This window comes from Nocardia transvalensis (assembly GCF_015477765.1).
In the GTDB taxonomy this organism is placed as follows: Bacteria; Actinomycetota; Actinomycetes; order Mycobacteriales; family Mycobacteriaceae; genus Nocardia; species Nocardia transvalensis_A.
This window is the reverse complement of record NZ_JADLQQ010000004.1, coordinates 328,642-346,526: the sequence shown is the minus strand read 5'-3', so window position 1 is coordinate 346,526 and position 17,885 is coordinate 328,642. Positions and strand designations below refer to the sequence as shown.

Sequence of the window (17,885 nt, the reverse complement as noted above, 5' to 3'; positions counted from 1 at the left end):
CTGCAGTAGACCAAAGGATGAATCGGCGATAGACGCGGAGCCGATGTGCGCGACGAGCGTTCTCACCAGAATCGAATCGCACGAAACCGCAGCGCACGAGAAGGAGAACGCCGATGGGCAAGGGAACATATACAGGAATGCAGATCGCGGGAATGGTCGTGATGATCGTCTGCGCACAGGCCGCGATCCGCAACCTGTTCGATCATCACAAGTCCCCGCTGTGGGGCGCGTTGAACTGGGTGCCCGGCGGTTGGGGTGGGCAGGTGGCCGTGCTCGTCCTGGTGGCCGCGCTCGGGGCGATCCTCGCGGGCTGGGCCCACGACAAGACCAAGCAAATGCAGTGACCCGCCACCCCGCCGGGCTATCGACCTCTCATTCCGAAACGACCAGTTCCGCGAAGCGCGCCAAGGCCAGCACCAGATCATCGGAGTGCCGCGGACCCACGATCTGCAGCCCCACCGGAAGACCCGCGCTCGTCGTGCCCACGGGAATGCTGATCGCGGGCTGCTGAGTCATGTTGAACGGGTAGGTGAACGGGGTCCACTGCGGCCAGCTGCGCAGATCGCCGCCGGGCGGCACGTCGTGGCCGGCATCGAAGGCGGTGATCGGCATGGTCGGGGTGATCAGCACGTCGTAGGCGGTGTGGAAGGCACCCATCACGATGCCGATCTCGGCGGCCACGGCGCGTGCCTCGAGATACTCCACCGCCCCGAGGGAGGCGCCGTGATCCCAGACCCGCCCCAGCCCCGGATCCACCCGATCTCGCGTTCCGGCAGGGAATTTCGACAGCATGGTCGCCGCGCCCGCCGCCCACAGATCCTCGAACGCCGTCAGCGGATCGCGGAAGCCGGGATCGGCGGCCACGACGCGCAACCCGGCCTCGTCCAGCCGTTGCACCGCCGCCTCGACGACGGCGGCCACCTCGGGATCGACGTCGGCATAACCGAGCGTCGCGGAGTAGGCGACGGTCAGCCCGCGCACATCGCGCTGCAACTGTCCCCGGAAGGTGGTCAGCGTCGGCGCGAGCGCGGTCGGGTCGCGTGGATCGGGCAGCGACAGAATGTCCATCAGCAGCGCCGCGTCCTCGACCGTGCGAGTCATCGGCCCGGCGTGCGCCAGCGGCCCGAACGGGCTCGCCGGATACAGCGGAATCCGCCCGTGGGTCGGCTTGAATCCGACGATGCCGCAGAACGAGGCGGGGATGCGCACGCTCCCACCGCCGTCCGTCCCGACCGACACCGGTCCCATCCCGGCCGCGACCGCCGCCGCACTGCCGCCGGACGACCCGCCGGAGGTCTTGGACGGATCCACCGGATTGCGGGTGATACCGGTCAGCGGACTGTCGGTGACCGCCTTCCACGCCAGTTCGGGCGTGGTCGTCTTCCCGACGAACACCATCCCGTCCTCGCGCAGCCGCGCGGTCACCGGGCTGTCCAGCGGCCACGGCACATCGGCCTCGATCGAGGTGGAGCCGCGGCGGGTCGGCCAGCCCTCGGTGAGGAACACGTCCTTGATCGAGATCGGCACCCCGTCCAGCAGGCCCTGCACGTGCCCGGAATGCCAGCGCGACTCGGACTCCTTGGCCTGCATCAGCGCGCGTTCGCCGTCCACCAGGCAGAAGGCGTTGACCGCACCGTCGCGCTCGGCGATGGCGTCGAGCACCGCTTCGGTCGCCTCTACCGGCGACAACGCGCCCGCCGAATACGCCGTGACCAGCTCCACCGCGGTCATGGCGGCGGGTTCGGTGGGAATGTCGATATCGGGGTGGGCCATAACTGACTCCCTTCAGCTGGGTACGTAGCCCAGCCTCTTGTCGACCACGTTGTCCAGTGGCAGGCCGTCGATCCACTTGCGGAAGTTCGCCGCGAACGCGGCGACGATCTCCCCGCGCCACCCGATGAAGTCGCCGGAATTGTGCGGGGTGAGATGGACGTTCGGCAGATCCCACAGCGCGTGGCCGGGCGGCAGCGGCTCGGGATCGACGACATCGAGCGCCGCTCCGGCGAGCGAACCGGCCCGCAGGGCGTCGACGAGATCGTCTGTCACTACTAGTTCCCCACGACCGACGTTGATGAAACGGGCATGTGACTTCATCGCCGCGAAGGCCCGCGCGTCGAACAGGTGCCGGGTCTGCGCGGTGAGCGGCGCGACGGCCACGACGTAGTCCGCCGAGGGCAACTCGGCGTACAGATCGGTGGCCACCGTGCCGAAATCCGGATCGTCCGCGCGGGCCGTGCGCCCCACCGCACGCACCCGCATGCCGACCGCACGCAGCAGTCGCGCGATGGCCCGCCCTATCGAACCGGTGCCCACGACCAGCACCGACGCCCCGGCGACCCGCTCGGATTCGCGATGTCGCCAGATCCGGCGCTGCTGCAGGCGCAGCGATTCGGGCAGATCCTTGGCGAAATTGAGAATCTGCGCGAGCACGTATTCGGCGATCGGGGCATCGAAGATGCCGCGCGTATTGGTGACGACCACGTCGCTGCCGATCAGCGCGTCGAACATGACGGCATCCACGCCCGTGCCGCCGACGTGCACCCAGCGCAGCCGGTCGGCCGCGGGCCAGGCGCCCGGGACGGCCGTGCTCATGAAGTCGTAGACGAACAACACGTCGGCACCATGCAACGCGTCGACCAGCTCATCCGCCGCGGCGTAGCGCACGGCGGCCCGCTCGGCGACCGGGCGCATGAGCTCCGCATCGGGCCTGGTGCCATCGTGCAGAACGGTGACGATAGGGCCCTCAACCACATTGACACATTATGAACGCCTCGTATGATTGTCAACAATCCGATCGTGTGCGGAGGACTGCCCGGCTGAACGCGAGAGGGGCCCTCGTTGGAACTGAACTTTCCCGAAATCGACGGTCCTGTCGCACAGCGGGGAATCGGTATCATCGCACCGTTCGACCTGGCGCTGGAACGCGAACTGTGGCGTTGGGCACCCCTCGAGGTCAGCCTGCATCTGGCGCGCACCCCTTACGAGCCGGTCCCGGTGTCGCTGGAGATGGCGGAGCTGGTCTCCGATGCCGCACACCTCACCGCGGCCACCCGCAACGTCCTACACGTCGATCCCGAAGTCATCGCCTACCTGTGCACCTCGGGCAGCTTCATCAAGGGGCTGGCCTACGAAAAGTCGTTGCGCGACACCATCTGTCGCGCGGGCGCCCGGGATGCGATCACCACGTCCGGGGCGCTGGCCGAGGTCATCCGCGCGCTCGAGTTGTCGCGCCTGTCGGTGATCACCCCCTACGACGCGATCCTGACCCACAAGCTGCACGACTTTCTCGCCGAAATCGGTTGTGAGGTCATTCGTTCCGATCATCTGGGGCTCGGTGGCGGCATCTGGAAGGTCAGCTACCGCACCATCGCCGAGCGCATCATCGCCGCCGACGACCCGCAGGCGCAGGCGATCTTCGTCAGCTGTACCAACCTGCCCACCTACGATCTGGTCGAACCGCTCGAACAGGCCCTCGGCAAACCGGTGCTGACCGCCAATCAGCTCACCATGTGGGCGTGTCTGGGGCGCATGAAACTACCCATGATGGGGCCCGGCAAATGGCTCCGAAACGTCTTCTAGGGGACTCGACGATGCAGACACCGACCATCGGTTTCATCTATCCCGACCACGCCGCCGAGGACGACTATCCGCGCGCGGCGGCGATGCTCGGCGTGGATCTGCGGGTCGCGCACATCTACGGCACCGATCTGCACGCCGTGCCCGAACTGCTCGACCTCGGCAGCCCGGACAAGCTGCGCCACGGGGCGGAGCTGCTCGCGCCGCATCGCCCGAGCGCGGTGGTGTGGGCGTGCACGTCGGGCAGTTTCGTCTACGGCCCGCAGGGAGCCCGGGAGCAGGTGCGCGGGTTGGCCGAGGCGGCCGGGGTACCGGCGTCGAGCACCAGCTTCGCGTTCGTCGAGGCCGCGCGGGCACTGGGGGTGAGCACCGTCGCGGTGTGCGCGAGCTATCCCGACGATGTCGCGACGCTGTTCGTGGAGTTCCTTGCCGCCGAAGGTATCCGGGTTGTCTCGATGTCCAGCGCGGGAATCGACACCGCGGCCGAGGTCGGCACACTCACCGGAGCCCGGGTGCGCGAGCTGGCCCTCGCGAACGATCATCCGGACGCCCAGGCGCTGCTGATTCCCGACACCGCCATGCACACCGTGGCGGTGCTGCCGGAGCTCGAGGCCGCCCTCGGCAAACCGGTGCTCACCGCGAACCAGGTCACCATCTGGGAGGGGCTACGACTGTCCGGACATTCGCCCGGCGGCGAGCCGAACCTCGGCAGGCTCTTCTCGGAAAGGCTGATCCATGTCGGTCATTGAATTCGAGCCGGTGAACCGGCAGTCGACGGCGGAGATGATCGCCGACCGGCTGCGCACCGCGATCATGCGCGGGGTGCTGGCACCCGGCGCGCAGCTGGTCGAGGCCGATCTCGCCGCGCAGTTCGACGTGTCCCGCGGGCCGGTGCGCGAGGCCATGCAGCGGCTGGTGTCCGAGGGGCTGCTGCACAGCATCCGCCACCGCGGCATCTTCGTCATCGAACTCACCCTCGACGATGTCATCGACGTCTACCGGGCGCGTACCGCCCTCGAGGGGGGCGCCCTCGAGCTGATCCTGGACGGCCGCCGCGACATCGCCTACCGCGCCCTGGAACCGAGCGTCACCGCCATGCTCGCCTGCGCCGACAGCGGCGACGCCGCCGGGGTCTCCGACGCCGACCAGGCCTTCCACGAGGCGCTGGTGGCCAGCGCGGGCAGCCCGCGCCTGATCCGCGCCGCCCGCACCCTGTTCATCGAGACCCGAATGTGCCTGGGCGCCTTGGAAACCGCCTACGCCGACGTCCGCGACCAGGCCCAGGAACACGTCGACCTGCGCGAGGCCATCGGCTCCGGCGCCCCCGCCCGCGCCCGCAAACTCCTCCTCGACCACATGAACGACGCGGTCGAACGCCTCAGCCCGCGGATGTGAGGTTCCGGCGCGCCGTCCCTCATGGTCCCGGCGTGCTTTCGGCCGGGACCTCAGTCGATCAAACCGCGCGGGCGGATGACGAAGACCGGGGAGGAGCGTTTGCCCTTTTCTTCCAGCAGGGCAATGGCTTTGCCGTCGGCCGTGACGGCCGCGTGCACGCCCTCGACGCCGAGGGGATCGAGCCAGCGGCCGTCGCGCAGGGACTCCGCTTCGGTGGCGGTGATGTCGCGGCACGGGAAGGCCAGGCGGGCGGCGGAATCGATATCGAGGTTCAGGGTCGGATCGTCGGCGAGCTGGTCGAGGGTGCGGGCGTGGTCCAGGGTGAACGGGCCGACGCGGGTGCGGCGCAGCGCGGTGAGATGCCCTCCGACACCGAGCTTTTCGCCGAGGTCGCGGGCCAGGGCTCGAATATAGGTGCCGGAGGAGCATTCGACGACCACATCGAGGTCGACGAATGCCGTGTCGCCGGAGGTGATATCGCGGCGCTCGAGCACCTCGAAACGGCTCACGGTGACCGGGCGGGCGGCCAGCTGCACATCCTCACCGGCGCGGGCGCGGGCGTAGGCGCGTTCACCGTTGACCTTGATCGCGCTCACGGTCGCGGGGACCTGCTGAATGTCACCGGTCAATGCGGCGATACCGGAAGCGATGTCGGCGTCGGCCAGATGCGCCGCGGACGCGGTCGCGACCACCTCTCCCTCGGCGTCGTCGGTGATCGTCGACTGCCCCAGCCGGATGGTCGCCGCATACGCCTTGGTGGTGAGACTGAGCAGGCCGAGCATCTTGGTGGCCCGTTCCACGCCCAGCACCAGCACGCCGGTGGCCATCGGATCCAACGTCCCGGCATGCCCGATCTTTTTGGTGCCCAACAGCTTCCGGCAGCGAGCCACCACATCGTGGCTGGTCCGCCCGCCGTCCTTGTCCACCACCAGCAGGCCGCCGAGAGGCCCCACCCGCGCCTCGCCCATCAACCCACCACGATCGCGGTCAGAATCAGCCCGTCGCCGATCAGCCAGCGCCCGTCGAACGAGGTCAGCGGCGCCCCACCGTCGTTGGTCTGCCCTGGCACCAGCAGCTTGCTGTGGAACGTGCCGCCGTTGCCGTCGACGGTGAAGGTGATGTGCGCCTCCTCGAATCCGAGCCAGCGCAGGGTCAGCGGGAACCACGCCTTGTAGGTGGCCTCCTTCGCGCAGAACAGCAGCCGGTCCAGGTGCAGCCCGGTCGCGGGAATCGCCTCCCGCAACCAGTCGCGCTCCTCCGGCAGGCTCACCGACTCCAGCACCCCCTCGGGCAGGCTCTCATGCGGTTCGGCATCGATGCCGACCGAGCGCCACCGCAGCCGGTGTGCCAGCGCCGCCGCCTGATATCCGGCGCAGTGGGTCAGACTGCCCACCACCCCGCGCGGGAACAGCGGCATCCCCCGCTCACCTTTACCGATCGCCACCAGCGGCTCACCCAACTGCTTCAACGCCACCCGCGCGCAGTACCGCGCGCCGATGAAATCGCGCCGCCGCTTCTCCACCGCTTTCTCGATGAGATGTTCCTCACCGGGATACGGCTTCAGACCCTCCGGAAACTCCCGCAATTCGGCCGCGGCCACCCCATCGGGAAGAATATTGCCGATGAGCCGCGCGCTCGCCCGCTCGTCGATGACCGCCTCCTGACTCGACATCTTTTGCCCTCACGAGGGTAGCCGCCGCCCGTGGGTGACGTCGCCGCCCACCAGGCTCGCCAGATGCAGCCGCAGCACCGCGCGCATCCGGTCCGGGTCGCGCCGATCCGGATCCACCACCGCCGCGAGCGCCAGACCGTCCAGCAGCGCGGCGAGCCGATCGGCCTCCCGCTCGAGATCACCGACGGTCCCGCGCAGCACACCCGCCTCGGACATCGCGGACAGCACCCGGTGCACCAGCGAGCGCACTCCCGCCAGCGGCTGCACCGCCAGCTCCGCCAGCTCCGGGCGGGTCCGGGCGGCCGTGGTGAAGGCGAGCCATACCGCCGACTCCTCGAATCGCTGCTCGTCCACGGGCAACAGCTCGGCCAGAATTCGCTCGGCGACACTGCCCGGAACCTCCGGCACGACCAGGCCCTCCGGAAACGCCTCGGCCAGGTGAGCCAGCACCCGATCGGTCACCCGCCGATTCAGTTCGGCCAGGGTGAAACTCAGCAACTCGGCATGACTGGCGAAGTAGTGGCGCACCGAGCCGACGACCAGCCCCGCCTCCTCGGCCACGCGGCGCAGCGAGGCGTGCTCCACCCCTTCCCGGGCGACGACCCGAAATACCGCGTCGGCCACCGTCTTCCGACGCTCGGCCGGATCCACGATCTTGGGCATGAGCAGCGATCCTACGTTCCCTTCCGCCTCGGCGAGCCGAGCCTCGTCCGGTCGTTTGTCTTTATAGCACAGCTGAGCTATTTTAAATAGCATGCCTGAGCTATTAATCGTGCTCGTCGTCGCCGCCGTGCTGATCTTCGTGATCGTCAGGCGGTTCCGCGGCGAACCGCTCAACGCCAGGGACCTCCTGGTTCCCCCGATCCCGCTGCTGATCATCGGCGTGCAGGGCATGGTGAAACACCATCCGACCGCCGTCGACATCGCCTGGATCGCCGTCGGCCTGCTCGTCGGATTCTCCTTCGGCGCCTGGCGCGGCGCCACGATCACGCTGCTGACCCGCGACGGGGTGCTGTGGCAGCGCTACACCGGCGCCACGCTCGGGGTCTGGGTGTTTTCGCTGGCGGTGAGCGCGAGCATCGGTTTTCTCGGCGTTCATCTGGGCGCGCATGCGGATGCGCGGCCGGTGCAGTTGTCGATCGGCGTGAGCATGCTCGGTGAGGCGCTGGCCCTGGGCCTGCGCGGCGTGTTCACCGGCTATCCCTTCGCGCCCGAACGCGTGCGCAGGACCGGATCGCCCCTGGAGCCGATACCCGTTGACCGCCAACGCCTTCGCACGGCCGTGACGGCACGCGGCCTCCGATCGGCGGTCTCCGAATGGCAACGGACCGGGGATGCGCGGTCGGTGCTGGACGGCCTGCGGCGCGCCGACCGGGAGTAGGTGGCGAGACCGGAACCCGCTGGGAGGCAATGGGCCTCGGCCTGCGCGACGCCGATCCCGAATACAGCACGCGGAGCGAGGGTTTCAGAACGAATCTCGCGAATCGGGCCCTAGAGATGTCGATTCGTTTGTACGCTACTCATCGGTAACTAGATGGCCGGAGCCGTTGGACGGCTCCGCTACCTGAGAATCTGGTGGTGCAGGGCATGGACGATGCTCTAGACGTCTCTCGACCGTCGGACACGACGACGAATCTTCGACACAGGTGGGCATTCTGGGTGGGCCTCGCGGCGACCACCGTGGGGACGCTGCTGCATCTGCCGATGTACTTCATGGCCAGGGATATGGGCTACCACATGGCCGGCATGCCGATGGACGGTCCGATGATCGCCGGGATGGTCCTGATCGTGATCGGCCTGGCCGTCACGACCTACGGCCTGTTCCCGCGGCGCCCGGTCCAGCAGACGATGACGAAGCTGCGGGTCCGGGCCCTCGACGACGCACCGATCGGCAAGGTCCACGTCCTGCTGTTGCTGGTGATGGCCGCCGCCATCACCATCGACGTGATGAAGCCGACCACGCTGTCGTTCGTGGTCCCCGGCATGGGCAGCGAATATCACCTGCGCACGCCCACGAACCCGCACCTGGACGCGCTGCCGGTGGCACTGCTGCCGCTGTCGGGGATCACGGGCACGGCCCTCGGGTCGTTCCTGTGGGGCTGGCTGGGCGACCGGATCGGGCGCAAGGCGGCGATCCTGCTGGCCGCGATCTGCTTCATCGCGACCTCGATCTGCGGCGCGATGCCCAGCTTCGAACTCAACGTGGTGATGTGTTTCCTCATGGGCCTGAGCGCGGGTGGGATGCTGCCGGTCGCGTTCACCCTGCTGTCGGAGACGATTCCGGCCCGGCACCGCGGGTGGTTGCTGGTGCTGATCGGCGGCGACATCGCCGGTGCCTACATCGTGACCAGCTGGTTGTCCTCGACCATCGGCGAGACCTACAGCTGGCGCAGCCTGTGGCTGATCGGCCTGCCCACCGGACTGCTGCTGGCGCTGCTGGTCCGCTGGATTCCGGAGTCGCCACGATTCCTCCTGGCGGTCGGCCGCCACCGGGAGGCAGAGCAGGTGCTGCGCACCTACAACGCCGAGATCATCCCGGCCGACGAGCCCGAACCCGTCGCCGACGAGCGGGTGCGCGGCGGGTTCGATCAACTGCTGCGCCGCCCTTTCATGGGTGTCACCCTCGTGTTGGCGCTGCTCGGGCTCGGAGTCGGACTGGTCACCTACGGATTCCAGTTCTGGCTGCCCACCAATCTGCGTGCACTCGGATTCAGCGGCGTCAGCGCCGACCGCATCCTGCGCGATTCCGCACTGATCGGCTTTCCTCTCAATTTCGTTGTGGCGTACTGCTACCACCGCTCGGCGAAGTGGACGCTGATCACACTCAGCACGCTGCTCGCCCTCGCGCTCGGCGGCTTCGTGCTGCTCGGTGACAACGTCGTCGATCACAAGGTGGTGCTGTATGCCCTTCTGGTGGTGCCGATCTGGGGATCCAGCTCGATCGTCGCGGTCATCGTGTCCTACGGCTCCGAGGTCTATCCGACCCGAATCCGCTCGCGCGGAAGCGGTGTCGCCGCGGCCATGACCAAGGCCGGTGGCGTGGGCGTGCTCGCGCTGGTAGTGGTGGCGATCGCGGCGCCCTCGATCAGCCGCATGGCGCTGCTGGGCATGGTGCCGGTCGCCGTCGCGGCGGTGGCGGCGGTCGCCTATCTGGTCGAGACCCGCCGCCGGACGCTGGAGGAGATCACGGCCGCGGAGTTGCAGGAGGTGGCGGCATGAGCGGTCAGGCCCGGAGGAGGCAGCGGAGCGTAACCACGCAGGGCCCCGCTCATGTCGGAAAGGACACAGCATGAGCTCATCGGTTGCCCGGCCCGCCGAACCCGCGGAGGGCTCGCTGCGTGAGCGTCTGGTGGAGGCGACAATTCAGCTCATCTCTGCCGAGGGGCTCGGCGCTCTCACCGTGCGCCGGGTGTCGCGGATCTGCGGGGTGTCCACGATGGCGATCTATTCCAACTTCAGCGGCATGCCGGGTCTGCTGCGCGCGGTCGGGTCGGCGGGCTTCGCCCAGTTGGGCGCCCGCCTGGCCGAGTGTCCGGTCACCGACGATCCGATCGCCGACATCCTGGTGCTGGGCTTCGTCTTTCGCGACGAGGCGCTGCGGCGGCCGGAGCTGTTCCGCCTGATGTTCGCCACCGACTCGCCCAAGGCGGAGGTGAAACTGAACCGCGGTAATGTGCTCTCGGGCATGGGCGAATCCGATTTCGAGAACTTCACCGAGAGCTTCGATCACGTCGTGCGCGCCACCCAGCGCGCGCTCGACGCGGGCGTGCTGTGCGCGGCCGATGCCCGGATCGCGGCCGCCCAGTTCTGGACCGGGCTCTACGGGTTCATCCAGTTGGATATGGCCGGGCTGTACGGCAACCGGGGCCTGGCCGACGTATTGCTGCCGTCGATCAGCAATGTGCTGGTGGGGATGGGAGCCGAGCGGGCGCAGGTCCGTCATTCGGTGATGGCCGCGATCGCTCGGCTGCCCGCTTGGGCCTGCACGTAAACCGTCATCTCAGCCCGCCCGGCGCCGCCCGCGCACCGCGACACCGAGTCGCTGTGCGCGGGCCAGGGCTCGTTCGGTGAACCCGTTGCGCTTGGGCAGCAATTCCAGTTGCAGCAGTAGCTCGTTCATATCCCACGTGGCCTTGCTGCGCCGGATCAGGCCGGAGCGGAACTGCCAGATGTCGACCACGAACAGGTCGAACTTCTTTCCCGTAGCGGCGAATCCGGGCGGGTCGATGGGCCCCAGGTTGGTGCCGCTCATGCGCCACGGCACGATGGCGGTCCGCTGGTCCGCGGTCATGGTCGGCTCGAACACCGGGGTGTAGGAGACATCCGGGAACGCGCGCCTGGTGTCGCGAACGAACTTGGCGACACCGGCGCGGCCGACGATGACCGCGGGTTCGGACGGATCGAGCCAGCGCGTGTCCTCGGTGACGCAGGCCGCGACCGCGGTGGCGTCGCCGGCGTTCCATCCGGCGATGTAGCGGGCCGTGAAGTCGCGCAACCACTCTGCGCTCTCGATGGGTTCGGCATCGGGGTCGAGGGTGAATTCACCGGAGTTCATGGCGGCACCATACCCGGATCACATTGTTATTCGATCCGATGACGATGTTATTTCCGAGGTCCGCCTCCGCAATAACATCGTCATTTCCGAAAATAACAGTGTCAGGGCGCTCAATAACAATGTATTTCGGCTCTCTACCAGCCAAAACGGCTGCACTGGAGCAGTTTTGGCTGATTTCAGGCGTACGGGTTGAAGATCGAAAGTAGGCTGCCTATCGTTAGGCGACAATCGCTCCACTCTCCCGAGCAACTCGTTCACCACTTCGCGTAGACAATCAGAGGACCGCAATGTCCGATGTAGCAATCGTCGGGATCGGCTGCCGTTTTCCGGGCGGTATCGACGGTCCGGGCACCTTTTGGGATTTCGTGATCGGCAAGGGCGACGGCATCGTGGCGGTGCCGCCGGATCGCTGGAATACGGAGAAGTTCTTCGACCCCGACCCGGATGCACCCGGCCGCATGTACACCCGCCACGGCGGATTCCTCACCCAGTCCCTGTGGGAGTTCGACGCCGACTTCTTCGGCATCTCACAGCGCGAGGCGTCGATCATGGATCCGCAGCAGCGCCTGCTGCTCGAGGTGACCTGGGAGGCGCTCGACGACTGCGGAATGGCAGGCCGCATCGGCGGCCGCCAGGTCGGCGTGTTCGTCGGCGGTTTCATGACCGACAATGCGGTGGCCCGCAACGGGATTCGGTCGGCCATTTCGAGCCATACCCCGACCGCGTCGTCGCATACGCTGCTGTCGGCCCGCATCGCGTTCCTGCTGGATCTGCACGGCCCGACCTTCACCGTGGACACCGCCTGCTCGTCGTCGCTGGTCGCGCTGCATCAGGCGGTGCAGGCGCTGGCGGCGGGCGAATGCGAGGCGGCCATCGTCGGCGGTGTCAACGCCATGCTGCAGCCGGAGACGTTCATCTCCATGTGCAAGGGCCGATTCCTGTCGGTCGACGGCCGCTGCAAGTCCTTCGACGCCGCCGCCGACGGCTACGGCCGCGGTGAGGGCGCGGGCGCACTCGTCCTCGAGCCCGTCGAGACCGCGCTGCGCAACGGGGACCGCATCTACGCGGTGATCCGCGGCAGCGGCGTCAACCAGGACGGCCGCACCCTGGCCATTCCGGTGCCCAACCCCGTTGCGCAGGAACAGCTTGCGCGCACCGTCCGGGACCGAGCCGGCATCGCGCCGCACGAGATCGGCTACGTCGAGGCACACGGCACCGGAACCCCGGTGGGCGACCCGATCGAACTGTCGGCGCTGGGCGCGGTGTACGGCGCGGTCGACGGCCGTCTCGACCCGCTGCCGGTGGGTTCGGTGAAGAACAATATCGGCCACACCGAGGCCGCCGCCGGAGTCGCCGGTGTCATCAAGGCCGCACTGACGGTCCATCACGGCACCATCGCACCCCAGGCTTGGCTCGACCGCCCGAACCCCGACATCGACTTCGAGGCGCTGCGCCTGCGCGTCCCGCTGGAACCCGAGCCCCTGAGCCAACCGCTGGTGGCGGTCAACAGCTTCGGCTACGGAGGAACCAACGCCCACGTGATCATCGGTCCACCCCCGGCCGAAAACAGGCCGGGGAACCAGGATGTAGGCAGCAGGCCGAGGAACCAGGATATAGACCGACGCACGGTAGCCCAGGATGTCGACCGATGCGCGGTGGTCCAGGGTGGGCGGCTACCGATCCTGCCGTTGTCGGCGCGCAGCGAATCGGCGCTGCGGGTCCTGGCTGCCGAAATCGCTTCCGACACGGTGACTCCCGTCGACGATCTCGTTGCGGCGGCGTGGGTGCGGCGGGCGCATCATCCGCTGCGGGCGGTGTTCCGGTATCGGGATGGCGACGACTTACGGTCGCAGCTCGGCGAATTCGCCGCGGGGGGTGGCTCGGCGCCCGCGCGGGCCATCGCCGAGGGGGATACCGCTCCCGTGTTCGTTTACAGCGGGATGGGGCCGCAGTGGTGGGCGATGGGTCGCCGATTGCTGGAGGGGGACGGCGCTTTCGCGGCCGTCGCGCGTGAGATCGACCGGGAATTCACCGAACTCGCGGGCTGGTCGCTGCTCACGGAGATGCTGCGGCCGGAGGGCGAGTCGCGCATGGCTCGCACCGAGGTGGCGCAACCGGCCAACTTCCTGCTGCAGGCGGCGCTCACCGCGGAATTGGCCGATCTCGGGATCCTGCCGTCGGTCGTGGTCGGGCACAGCGTGGGCGAGGTGACCGCCGCCTACGTATCGGGTTCGCTGACGCTGGCGCAGGCCGTGGCGGTCAGCTATCACCGCTCGCGGCTGCAGGCCACCACCGCCGGTACCGGCGGCATGCTGGCGGTGGGCCTGTCGGAGGCCGAGGCGCGAGAATTGCTCCCCGACACCGGAACTGTGTCGATCGCCGCTGTCAACGGACCGTCGGCGGTGACTCTCGCGGGTGATTCCGCGGTCCTGGAACGGATCCGCGAACTGCTGGAGGCAGACGGCGTCTTCGCCCGCACCCTGCGCGTCGAGGTGCCGTACCACAGTCCCCTGATGGACCCGATCCTGCCCGAACTGCGCGCCGCACTGGCCACTCTCACGGCCACCGATCCCCTCGTGCCCGCGTATTCGACGGTCACCGCGGACTCCGCCACCGCGGCGGACTGGGATGCCGAATACTGGTGCCGCAATGTGCGCGAGCCGGTCCGGTTCGCCGACGCCGTCGGCGCGCTGCTCGAGGCGGGGCATCGGGTCTTCCTGGAGGTCGGGCCGCATCCCGTGCTCAGCGGCAATATCAAGCAAATCCTGGTGCAGCGCGGCATCTCCGGTGCCGCCATCGGCACGCTGGCCCGCGACGGTGACGATCGCGAGCAGGTCCTCGCCGCGGTCGGGGAGTTGTATCGTGCGGGCGCGCTGGACAATTCGCGCCTGCCCCAGCCGTTCTCCGGACCCGCTCGGCACGTGGAGCTGCCCCGCTATCCGTGGCAGCGCCGCTACGTGTGGACGCAGGAACCGGAGGCGGAGCTGAACCGCCTCGGCACACCGGGAAGTTTCGCCCTGCTCGGCGATCGGACCGCGGCCGCGGAACCGGAGTGGGAAGTGCAGCTGTCGGTGGCGACTCTGCCGTGGCTGCGCGATCACCGGGTCGCGGGTGCGGTGGTGCTGCCCGGCGCGGCCTATCTGGACGCGGCCCTGAGCGCGATCGCGCTGCGCACCGGGCGCGCCTCGTTCGGACTGGAATCGGTCGAATTCGTGGCGCCTCTGGTCGTCGACGAGCACGATGTCCCGGTCGTCCGGTTCACCGTCGAGGAGACCACCCGCCGGTTCACCGTGCGGTCGCGCCCGGGAACCGGGGGTGCGTGGACGGTCAACGCCCACGGCCGCTTGATCGAAGCCGAGGTCGAACCCACCTGGATATCAATTGTGCCGAACCAGGATTCGAACAGCCTGGCGGTGGACGAACTCTACGAGACGATGGCCGCCCACGGACTCGGCTACGGTCCGTCGTTCCGGCTGCTGCGGCAGGTGTGGGTGAGCCCCGACCGGGTTGTGGCGCGATTGGGCCTCCCGGCCTCGGAGGCTCCGCGGCACCTGGCACATCCGGCGATCGTCGATGCCGCCTTGCAGTGCTTCGCCGCCCTCTATGCGACAACGGCCGCCCCGCAACCCGGTACGGAACCGGAGGTGGTCGTACCCGCGATGATCGACGCGGTGCGCTGGACCGGGCCGCTGCCCGACGACCCGGTGGTCCTCGTCGCCCGCGATCCGCACGACCGGTTGCGCGCCGATATCCGCATCGCCTCGGCCACCGGAGATGTCGCGCTGACCCTGTCGGGAGTGCGCTTCCGCGCCCTCACGGGACAACCCGCGCTGCACGACCGCCTCGACCCGCTGTTCTACGAACCCGTGTGGGAGATCGTCACCGACACCGCGGACGCGGCGGACGGCGAGCAGCCCACCGACGACGAGTACGTGCTCGTGGTCAACCTCGGCGCGGAAATCTCGCAGCGGGCCAAGGAAATCGCCAGCGTCCGCGCCACCGCCGAACTGGTCACCGTCGGTCCGCACGCGACCGCGCTGAGCAGCGAACAGCTGTGCGCACTCCTGCGGGCCGCCCGCGACGACCTCGGCCGGTCGCGCATGCGGCTGGTGGTCGTGGCCGGAGCCGAGCTGGACGCGATGCAGAACACCCACGCCCTCGCCCGCGTCGCCCAGGCCATCGAACGGCTTGTCGCCGACCAGGATTCGGCCATACGACTCGAGTTGCACGCCGTCGTCGTCACCGAGCACGCGTTCTGCCTGCCGATCGACCGGTTCGTCCGGCTCGAGCACGCCGCGCTGACCGGCGCGCGGCGCGAGCTGCTCAACGAGGTGCCCGCCGGGCAGTGGCGACTGGTGGACACCGAACCCGGCACCGCCCTGGCCGAGGTCCTCGACCGGATCTACGCCGACACCACCGTCGACGAGGTGGCGCTGCGAGCCGGAGCCTGCTGGACCGCCCGCTGGCGGCACACCCTCACCGATCACCTGGCGCGCTGGAACAATTCGCGACCACTGACCGACCCGCAACGCTCATTCGGGCTCGACGTGCCGCGCTCGCGGCTGCTGTCGGAGCTGGCGTGGCGCACCACCGAGCGGGTGGCGCCGGGCCCCGACGAGGTCGAGGTCCGCATGCAGCTGGTGAGCCTCAACTACAAGGACGCCCTGAAAGCCCTCGGCGTGCTCACCGAAAAGGAGCTCACCGGAACGTATTTCGGCACCGAGATCGGCATGGACGGCTACGGCATCGTCGAACGCGTGGGCTCCGCAGTCACCGGAATCACACCGGGCGACGAGATTTCGGTGGTGGCACCGGGAGTCCTGCGCCGCTACGTGACCGTCCGGCCGGACGCGGGCGCCACCGACCGGATGGAGATCTTCGCGCCGGGAACATTCGACCCGCTGCACTGGACCTCGGTGATGCCGCTGCTCACCGCCGAATTCGGACTCGGCGAGCTGGCCCGGGTACAGCCGGGCGAAACCGTGCTCGTCCACGGCGCCGCGGGCGGCATGGGGATGGCCGCCGTGCAGGTCGCGCTGCGCAGCGGCGCGCGAGTGATCGCCACCGCGGGTTCCCCGCAGCGCCGCGACCGGGTGCGTGAGCTCGGCGTACCCGAGGTGCTGGATTCGCGGTCGATCGGGTTCGTCGACGAGGTGCTGCGGATGACCGACGGTCGGGGTGTCGATGTGGTCTACAGCTCCGCGCCCGGCGAGATCCTGCAGCAGAACTTCCGCGTCGCAGGCGAATTCGGCCGCATCGTGGATATCGGCAAGGCCGACATCTACGGCGGCGGCGCCATCGATCTGCGGCCGTTCGACCGCAACCTGGCCTTCTTCGCCGTCGACATCGACCGCATGCTCGCCCACCGCCCCGACCGCGTGCGCCACGCCGCCCGCCGCGTCACCGCCGCCCTGCACAGCGGCGAGTACACGGCCCTGCCGACCGCGGTGTTCGGGCCGGGTGAACTCACCGAGGCGTTCGAGACGGTCACCCGGTCCGCCCACATCGGCCGCGTGGCCCTGGACTTGCGCGCCGACGATCCACCGGTGCGGGAGATCCCCACCGATGTCGAGATCGACCCGGCGGCAAGTTATCTCGTCACCGGCGGCTTCGGCGCCTTCGGCCTGGCCACGGCCCGCCACCTGGTGCGATGCGGAGCCCGCCACCTGGTGCTCGTCGGCCGCCGCGGCGCGACCACCGACGCCGCCCGCGCCCAGCTCGCGCAGTTCGCCCGCGAAGGGGTGGCGGTGCGTGAGGAACGCGTCGACGTCGCCGATTACGACGCGGTCGCCGACCTCGTGGCCCGGATCCAAGCGAGCCCGGCACCCCTGCGCGGCATCGTGCATGCCGCCGGGGTGGTGAACAACACCGAAATCCCGGCGATCACGGCGGAATCGCTGCACGAGATCTTCGCGCCGAAGCTCGCCGGCGCGGTCAACCTGGATCGCGCCACTACCGCCGCCGATGTCGAGCTCGACCTGTTCGTGCTGTACTCCTCCGCCAGCGGCATCGCCGGGGCCTCTCCCCAACTGGGTTATGCCGCAGCCAATTCCGCGATCGACGCGCTGGCCTGGTCGCGCCGCGCGCAGGGCCGTCCCGCCGTGGCTGTGGACTGGGGATTCATGCGCGGCGACGGCGGCGGCATGGCCGACTCCCACGCGGTGTCCCGATACGCCCAGATGACCGGCTACGGCCTGCTGGACATGGACCTGGCCACCGTCCTGCTGTGGGAGTGCCTGCGCCTGGACAGTGCGCAGCTGGCTTTGTTCGACGTGGACTGGGGGCAATGGGCCGCCGCGCACCGCGCCTCGGCCCGGGCACCGCGCTTCGCGGAACTGGTCGCCGCCGCCAGCGGCGGTGCGGGCGGCTCCGGCGCCCTGCGCGCGGAAATCCTGGCGCTGGATCCCGAACACCGCGGCGAGGTGGTGACGTGGCTGCTCGCCGAACAGCTGGCGATCGTGCTCGGCGTCGACGCCGACTCCCTCGACCCGGCCACCCCGACCGCGGAACTGGGCCTGGATTCGCTGATGGCCATGGAGTTCGGCGCGCGCGTGGTGAAGAGCCTGGGCGTGAAGATGTCGGCGGTCTCCATTGCCTCGGGAACCTCACTGGCCGGGCTCGGCGTCCGCGTCGCCGCCCAGATCGCCCACGAAGAAATAAGCACGCCCACCGATTCCGCCGCATGAC

The 17,885-nt window shown here is 68.9% G+C and carries 14 protein-coding genes; 8 read left to right on the top strand and 6 right to left on the bottom strand.

From position 1 onward, the window contains the following. Nucleotides 1-113 precede the first annotated feature (113 nt). Nucleotides 114-344 carry a hypothetical protein gene (locus IU452_RS13305; RefSeq protein WP_195109307.1) on the top strand — a complete coding sequence of 77 codons (231 nt, stop codon included), beginning with the start codon at nt 114-116 and terminating at the stop codon, nt 342-344. A 28-nt stretch (nt 345-372) separates the two neighbouring features. Here the strand turns inward: IU452_RS13305 and IU452_RS13300 are convergent, their stop codons facing one another. Beyond that, nucleotides 373-1,773 carry an amidase gene (locus tag IU452_RS13300; protein WP_195109306.1) on the bottom strand — a complete coding sequence of 467 codons (1,401 nt, stop codon included), beginning with the start codon at nt 1,771-1,773 and terminating at the stop codon, nt 373-375. Between the two features lie 12 nt (nt 1,774-1,785). Beyond that, nucleotides 1,786-2,751, bottom strand: a complete 966-nt coding sequence (locus IU452_RS13295; protein ID WP_195109305.1) for a D-2-hydroxyacid dehydrogenase — start codon at nt 2,749-2,751, stop codon at nt 1,786-1,788. An 87-nt stretch (nt 2,752-2,838) separates the two neighbouring features. On the opposite strand from IU452_RS13295, the gene IU452_RS13290 reads away from it, so the two are divergent. Genes IU452_RS13290 through IU452_RS13280 form a run of 3 tightly spaced genes read left to right on the top strand, consistent with a single transcriptional unit; the run spans nt 2,839 to nt 4,971 of the window. Then, nucleotides 2,839-3,579 carry an Asp/Glu/hydantoin racemase gene (locus IU452_RS13290; protein WP_195109304.1) on the top strand — a complete coding sequence of 247 codons (741 nt, stop codon included), beginning with the start codon at nt 2,839-2,841 and terminating at the stop codon, nt 3,577-3,579. An 11-nt stretch (nt 3,580-3,590) separates the two neighbouring features. Further along, on the top strand, nt 3,591-4,325 hold the full coding sequence (locus IU452_RS13285) for an aspartate/glutamate racemase family protein (RefSeq protein ID WP_195109303.1): 735 nt from the start codon (nt 3,591-3,593) through the stop codon (nt 4,323-4,325). After that, nucleotides 4,312-4,971, top strand: coding sequence for a GntR family transcriptional regulator (locus IU452_RS13280; protein ID WP_195109302.1), 660 nt, complete (start codon nt 4,312-4,314; stop codon nt 4,969-4,971). The genes IU452_RS13285 and IU452_RS13280 overlap by 14 nt, the downstream gene beginning before the upstream one ends. A 50-nt stretch (nt 4,972-5,021) precedes the next feature. On the opposite strand, the gene truB is transcribed toward IU452_RS13280, so the two are convergent. The 3 genes from truB to IU452_RS13265 are packed head-to-tail and all read right to left on the bottom strand — an operon-like array spanning nt 5,022 to nt 7,306. Further along, nucleotides 5,022-5,939, bottom strand: a complete 918-nt coding sequence (gene truB, locus IU452_RS13275) for a tRNA pseudouridine(55) synthase TruB (protein WP_195109301.1) — start codon at nt 5,937-5,939, stop codon at nt 5,022-5,024. Continuing rightward, nucleotides 5,939-6,643 carry a 4'-phosphopantetheinyl transferase Npt gene (gene npt / locus IU452_RS13270; RefSeq protein WP_195109300.1) on the bottom strand — a complete coding sequence of 235 codons (705 nt, stop codon included), beginning with the start codon at nt 6,641-6,643 and terminating at the stop codon, nt 5,939-5,941. The genes truB and npt overlap by 1 nt, the downstream gene beginning before the upstream one ends. A gap of 9 nt (nt 6,644-6,652) precedes the next feature. Beyond that, nucleotides 6,653-7,306: a TetR/AcrR family transcriptional regulator gene (locus IU452_RS13265; protein WP_195109299.1), complete on the bottom strand. Its 654-nt coding sequence runs from the start codon at nt 7,304-7,306 to the stop codon at nt 6,653-6,655. 91 nt (nt 7,307-7,397) lie between these two features. Here IU452_RS13265 and IU452_RS13260 point away from each other — a divergent pair, with 91 nt between their 5' ends. From IU452_RS13260 to IU452_RS13250, 3 genes are all read left to right on the top strand, one after another. Then, nucleotides 7,398-8,024: a CcdC protein domain-containing protein gene (locus IU452_RS13260; protein ID WP_195109298.1), complete on the top strand. Its 627-nt coding sequence runs from the start codon at nt 7,398-7,400 to the stop codon at nt 8,022-8,024. Between the two features lie 206 nt (nt 8,025-8,230). Continuing rightward, a complete protein-coding gene (locus IU452_RS13255) occupies nt 8,231-9,862 on the top strand; it encodes an MFS transporter (protein ID WP_195109297.1) in 1,632 nt (543 codons plus the stop codon). Between the two features lie 70 nt (nt 9,863-9,932). Beyond that, nucleotides 9,933-10,634 (top strand): TetR/AcrR family transcriptional regulator, encoded by a 702-nt coding sequence (locus IU452_RS13250; RefSeq protein ID WP_195109296.1) that lies wholly within the window; start codon nt 9,933-9,935, stop codon nt 10,632-10,634. Nucleotides 10,635-10,643: 9 nt separating this feature from the next. On the opposite strand, the gene IU452_RS13245 is transcribed toward IU452_RS13250, so the two are convergent. Next, nucleotides 10,644-11,198, bottom strand: a complete 555-nt coding sequence (locus IU452_RS13245) for a nuclear transport factor 2 family protein (protein ID WP_195109295.1) — start codon at nt 11,196-11,198, stop codon at nt 10,644-10,646. A 287-nt stretch (nt 11,199-11,485) separates the two neighbouring features. Here IU452_RS13245 and IU452_RS13240 point away from each other — a divergent pair, with 287 nt between their 5' ends. Then, nucleotides 11,486-17,884, top strand: coding sequence for a type I polyketide synthase (locus IU452_RS13240; protein ID WP_195109294.1), 6,399 nt, complete (start codon nt 11,486-11,488; stop codon nt 17,882-17,884). The last annotated feature ends 1 nt before the right edge of the window (nt 17,885 follow it).

Bases quoted from the DNA above. Each gene is read 5' to 3' on its own strand.
- IU452_RS13305 (WP_195109307.1), top strand. From the start codon at position 114: ATGGGCAAGGGAACATATACAGGAATGCAGATCGCGGGAATGGTCGTG.
- IU452_RS13300 (WP_195109306.1), bottom strand. From the start codon at position 1,773: ATGGCCCACCCCGATATCGACATTCCCACCGAACCCGCCGCCATGACC.
- IU452_RS13285 (WP_195109303.1), top strand. From the start codon at position 3,591: ATGCAGACACCGACCATCGGTTTCATCTATCCCGACCACGCCGCCGAG.
- IU452_RS13280 (WP_195109302.1), top strand. From the start codon at position 4,312: ATGTCGGTCATTGAATTCGAGCCGGTGAACCGGCAGTCGACGGCGGAG.
- truB (WP_195109301.1), bottom strand. From the start codon at position 5,939: ATGGGCGAGGCGCGGGTGGGGCCTCTCGGCGGCCTGCTGGTGGTGGAC.
- npt (WP_195109300.1), bottom strand. From the start codon at position 6,643: ATGTCGAGTCAGGAGGCGGTCATCGACGAGCGGGCGAGCGCGCGGCTC.
- IU452_RS13265 (WP_195109299.1), bottom strand. From the start codon at position 7,306: ATGCCCAAGATCGTGGATCCGGCCGAGCGTCGGAAGACGGTGGCCGAC.
- IU452_RS13260 (WP_195109298.1), top strand. From the start codon at position 7,398: ATGCCTGAGCTATTAATCGTGCTCGTCGTCGCCGCCGTGCTGATCTTC.
- IU452_RS13255 (WP_195109297.1), top strand. From the start codon at position 8,231: ATGGACGATGCTCTAGACGTCTCTCGACCGTCGGACACGACGACGAAT.
- IU452_RS13250 (WP_195109296.1), top strand. From the start codon at position 9,933: ATGAGCTCATCGGTTGCCCGGCCCGCCGAACCCGCGGAGGGCTCGCTG.
- IU452_RS13245 (WP_195109295.1), bottom strand. From the start codon at position 11,198: ATGAACTCCGGTGAATTCACCCTCGACCCCGATGCCGAACCCATCGAG.
- IU452_RS13240 (WP_195109294.1), top strand. From the start codon at position 11,486: ATGTCCGATGTAGCAATCGTCGGGATCGGCTGCCGTTTTCCGGGCGGT.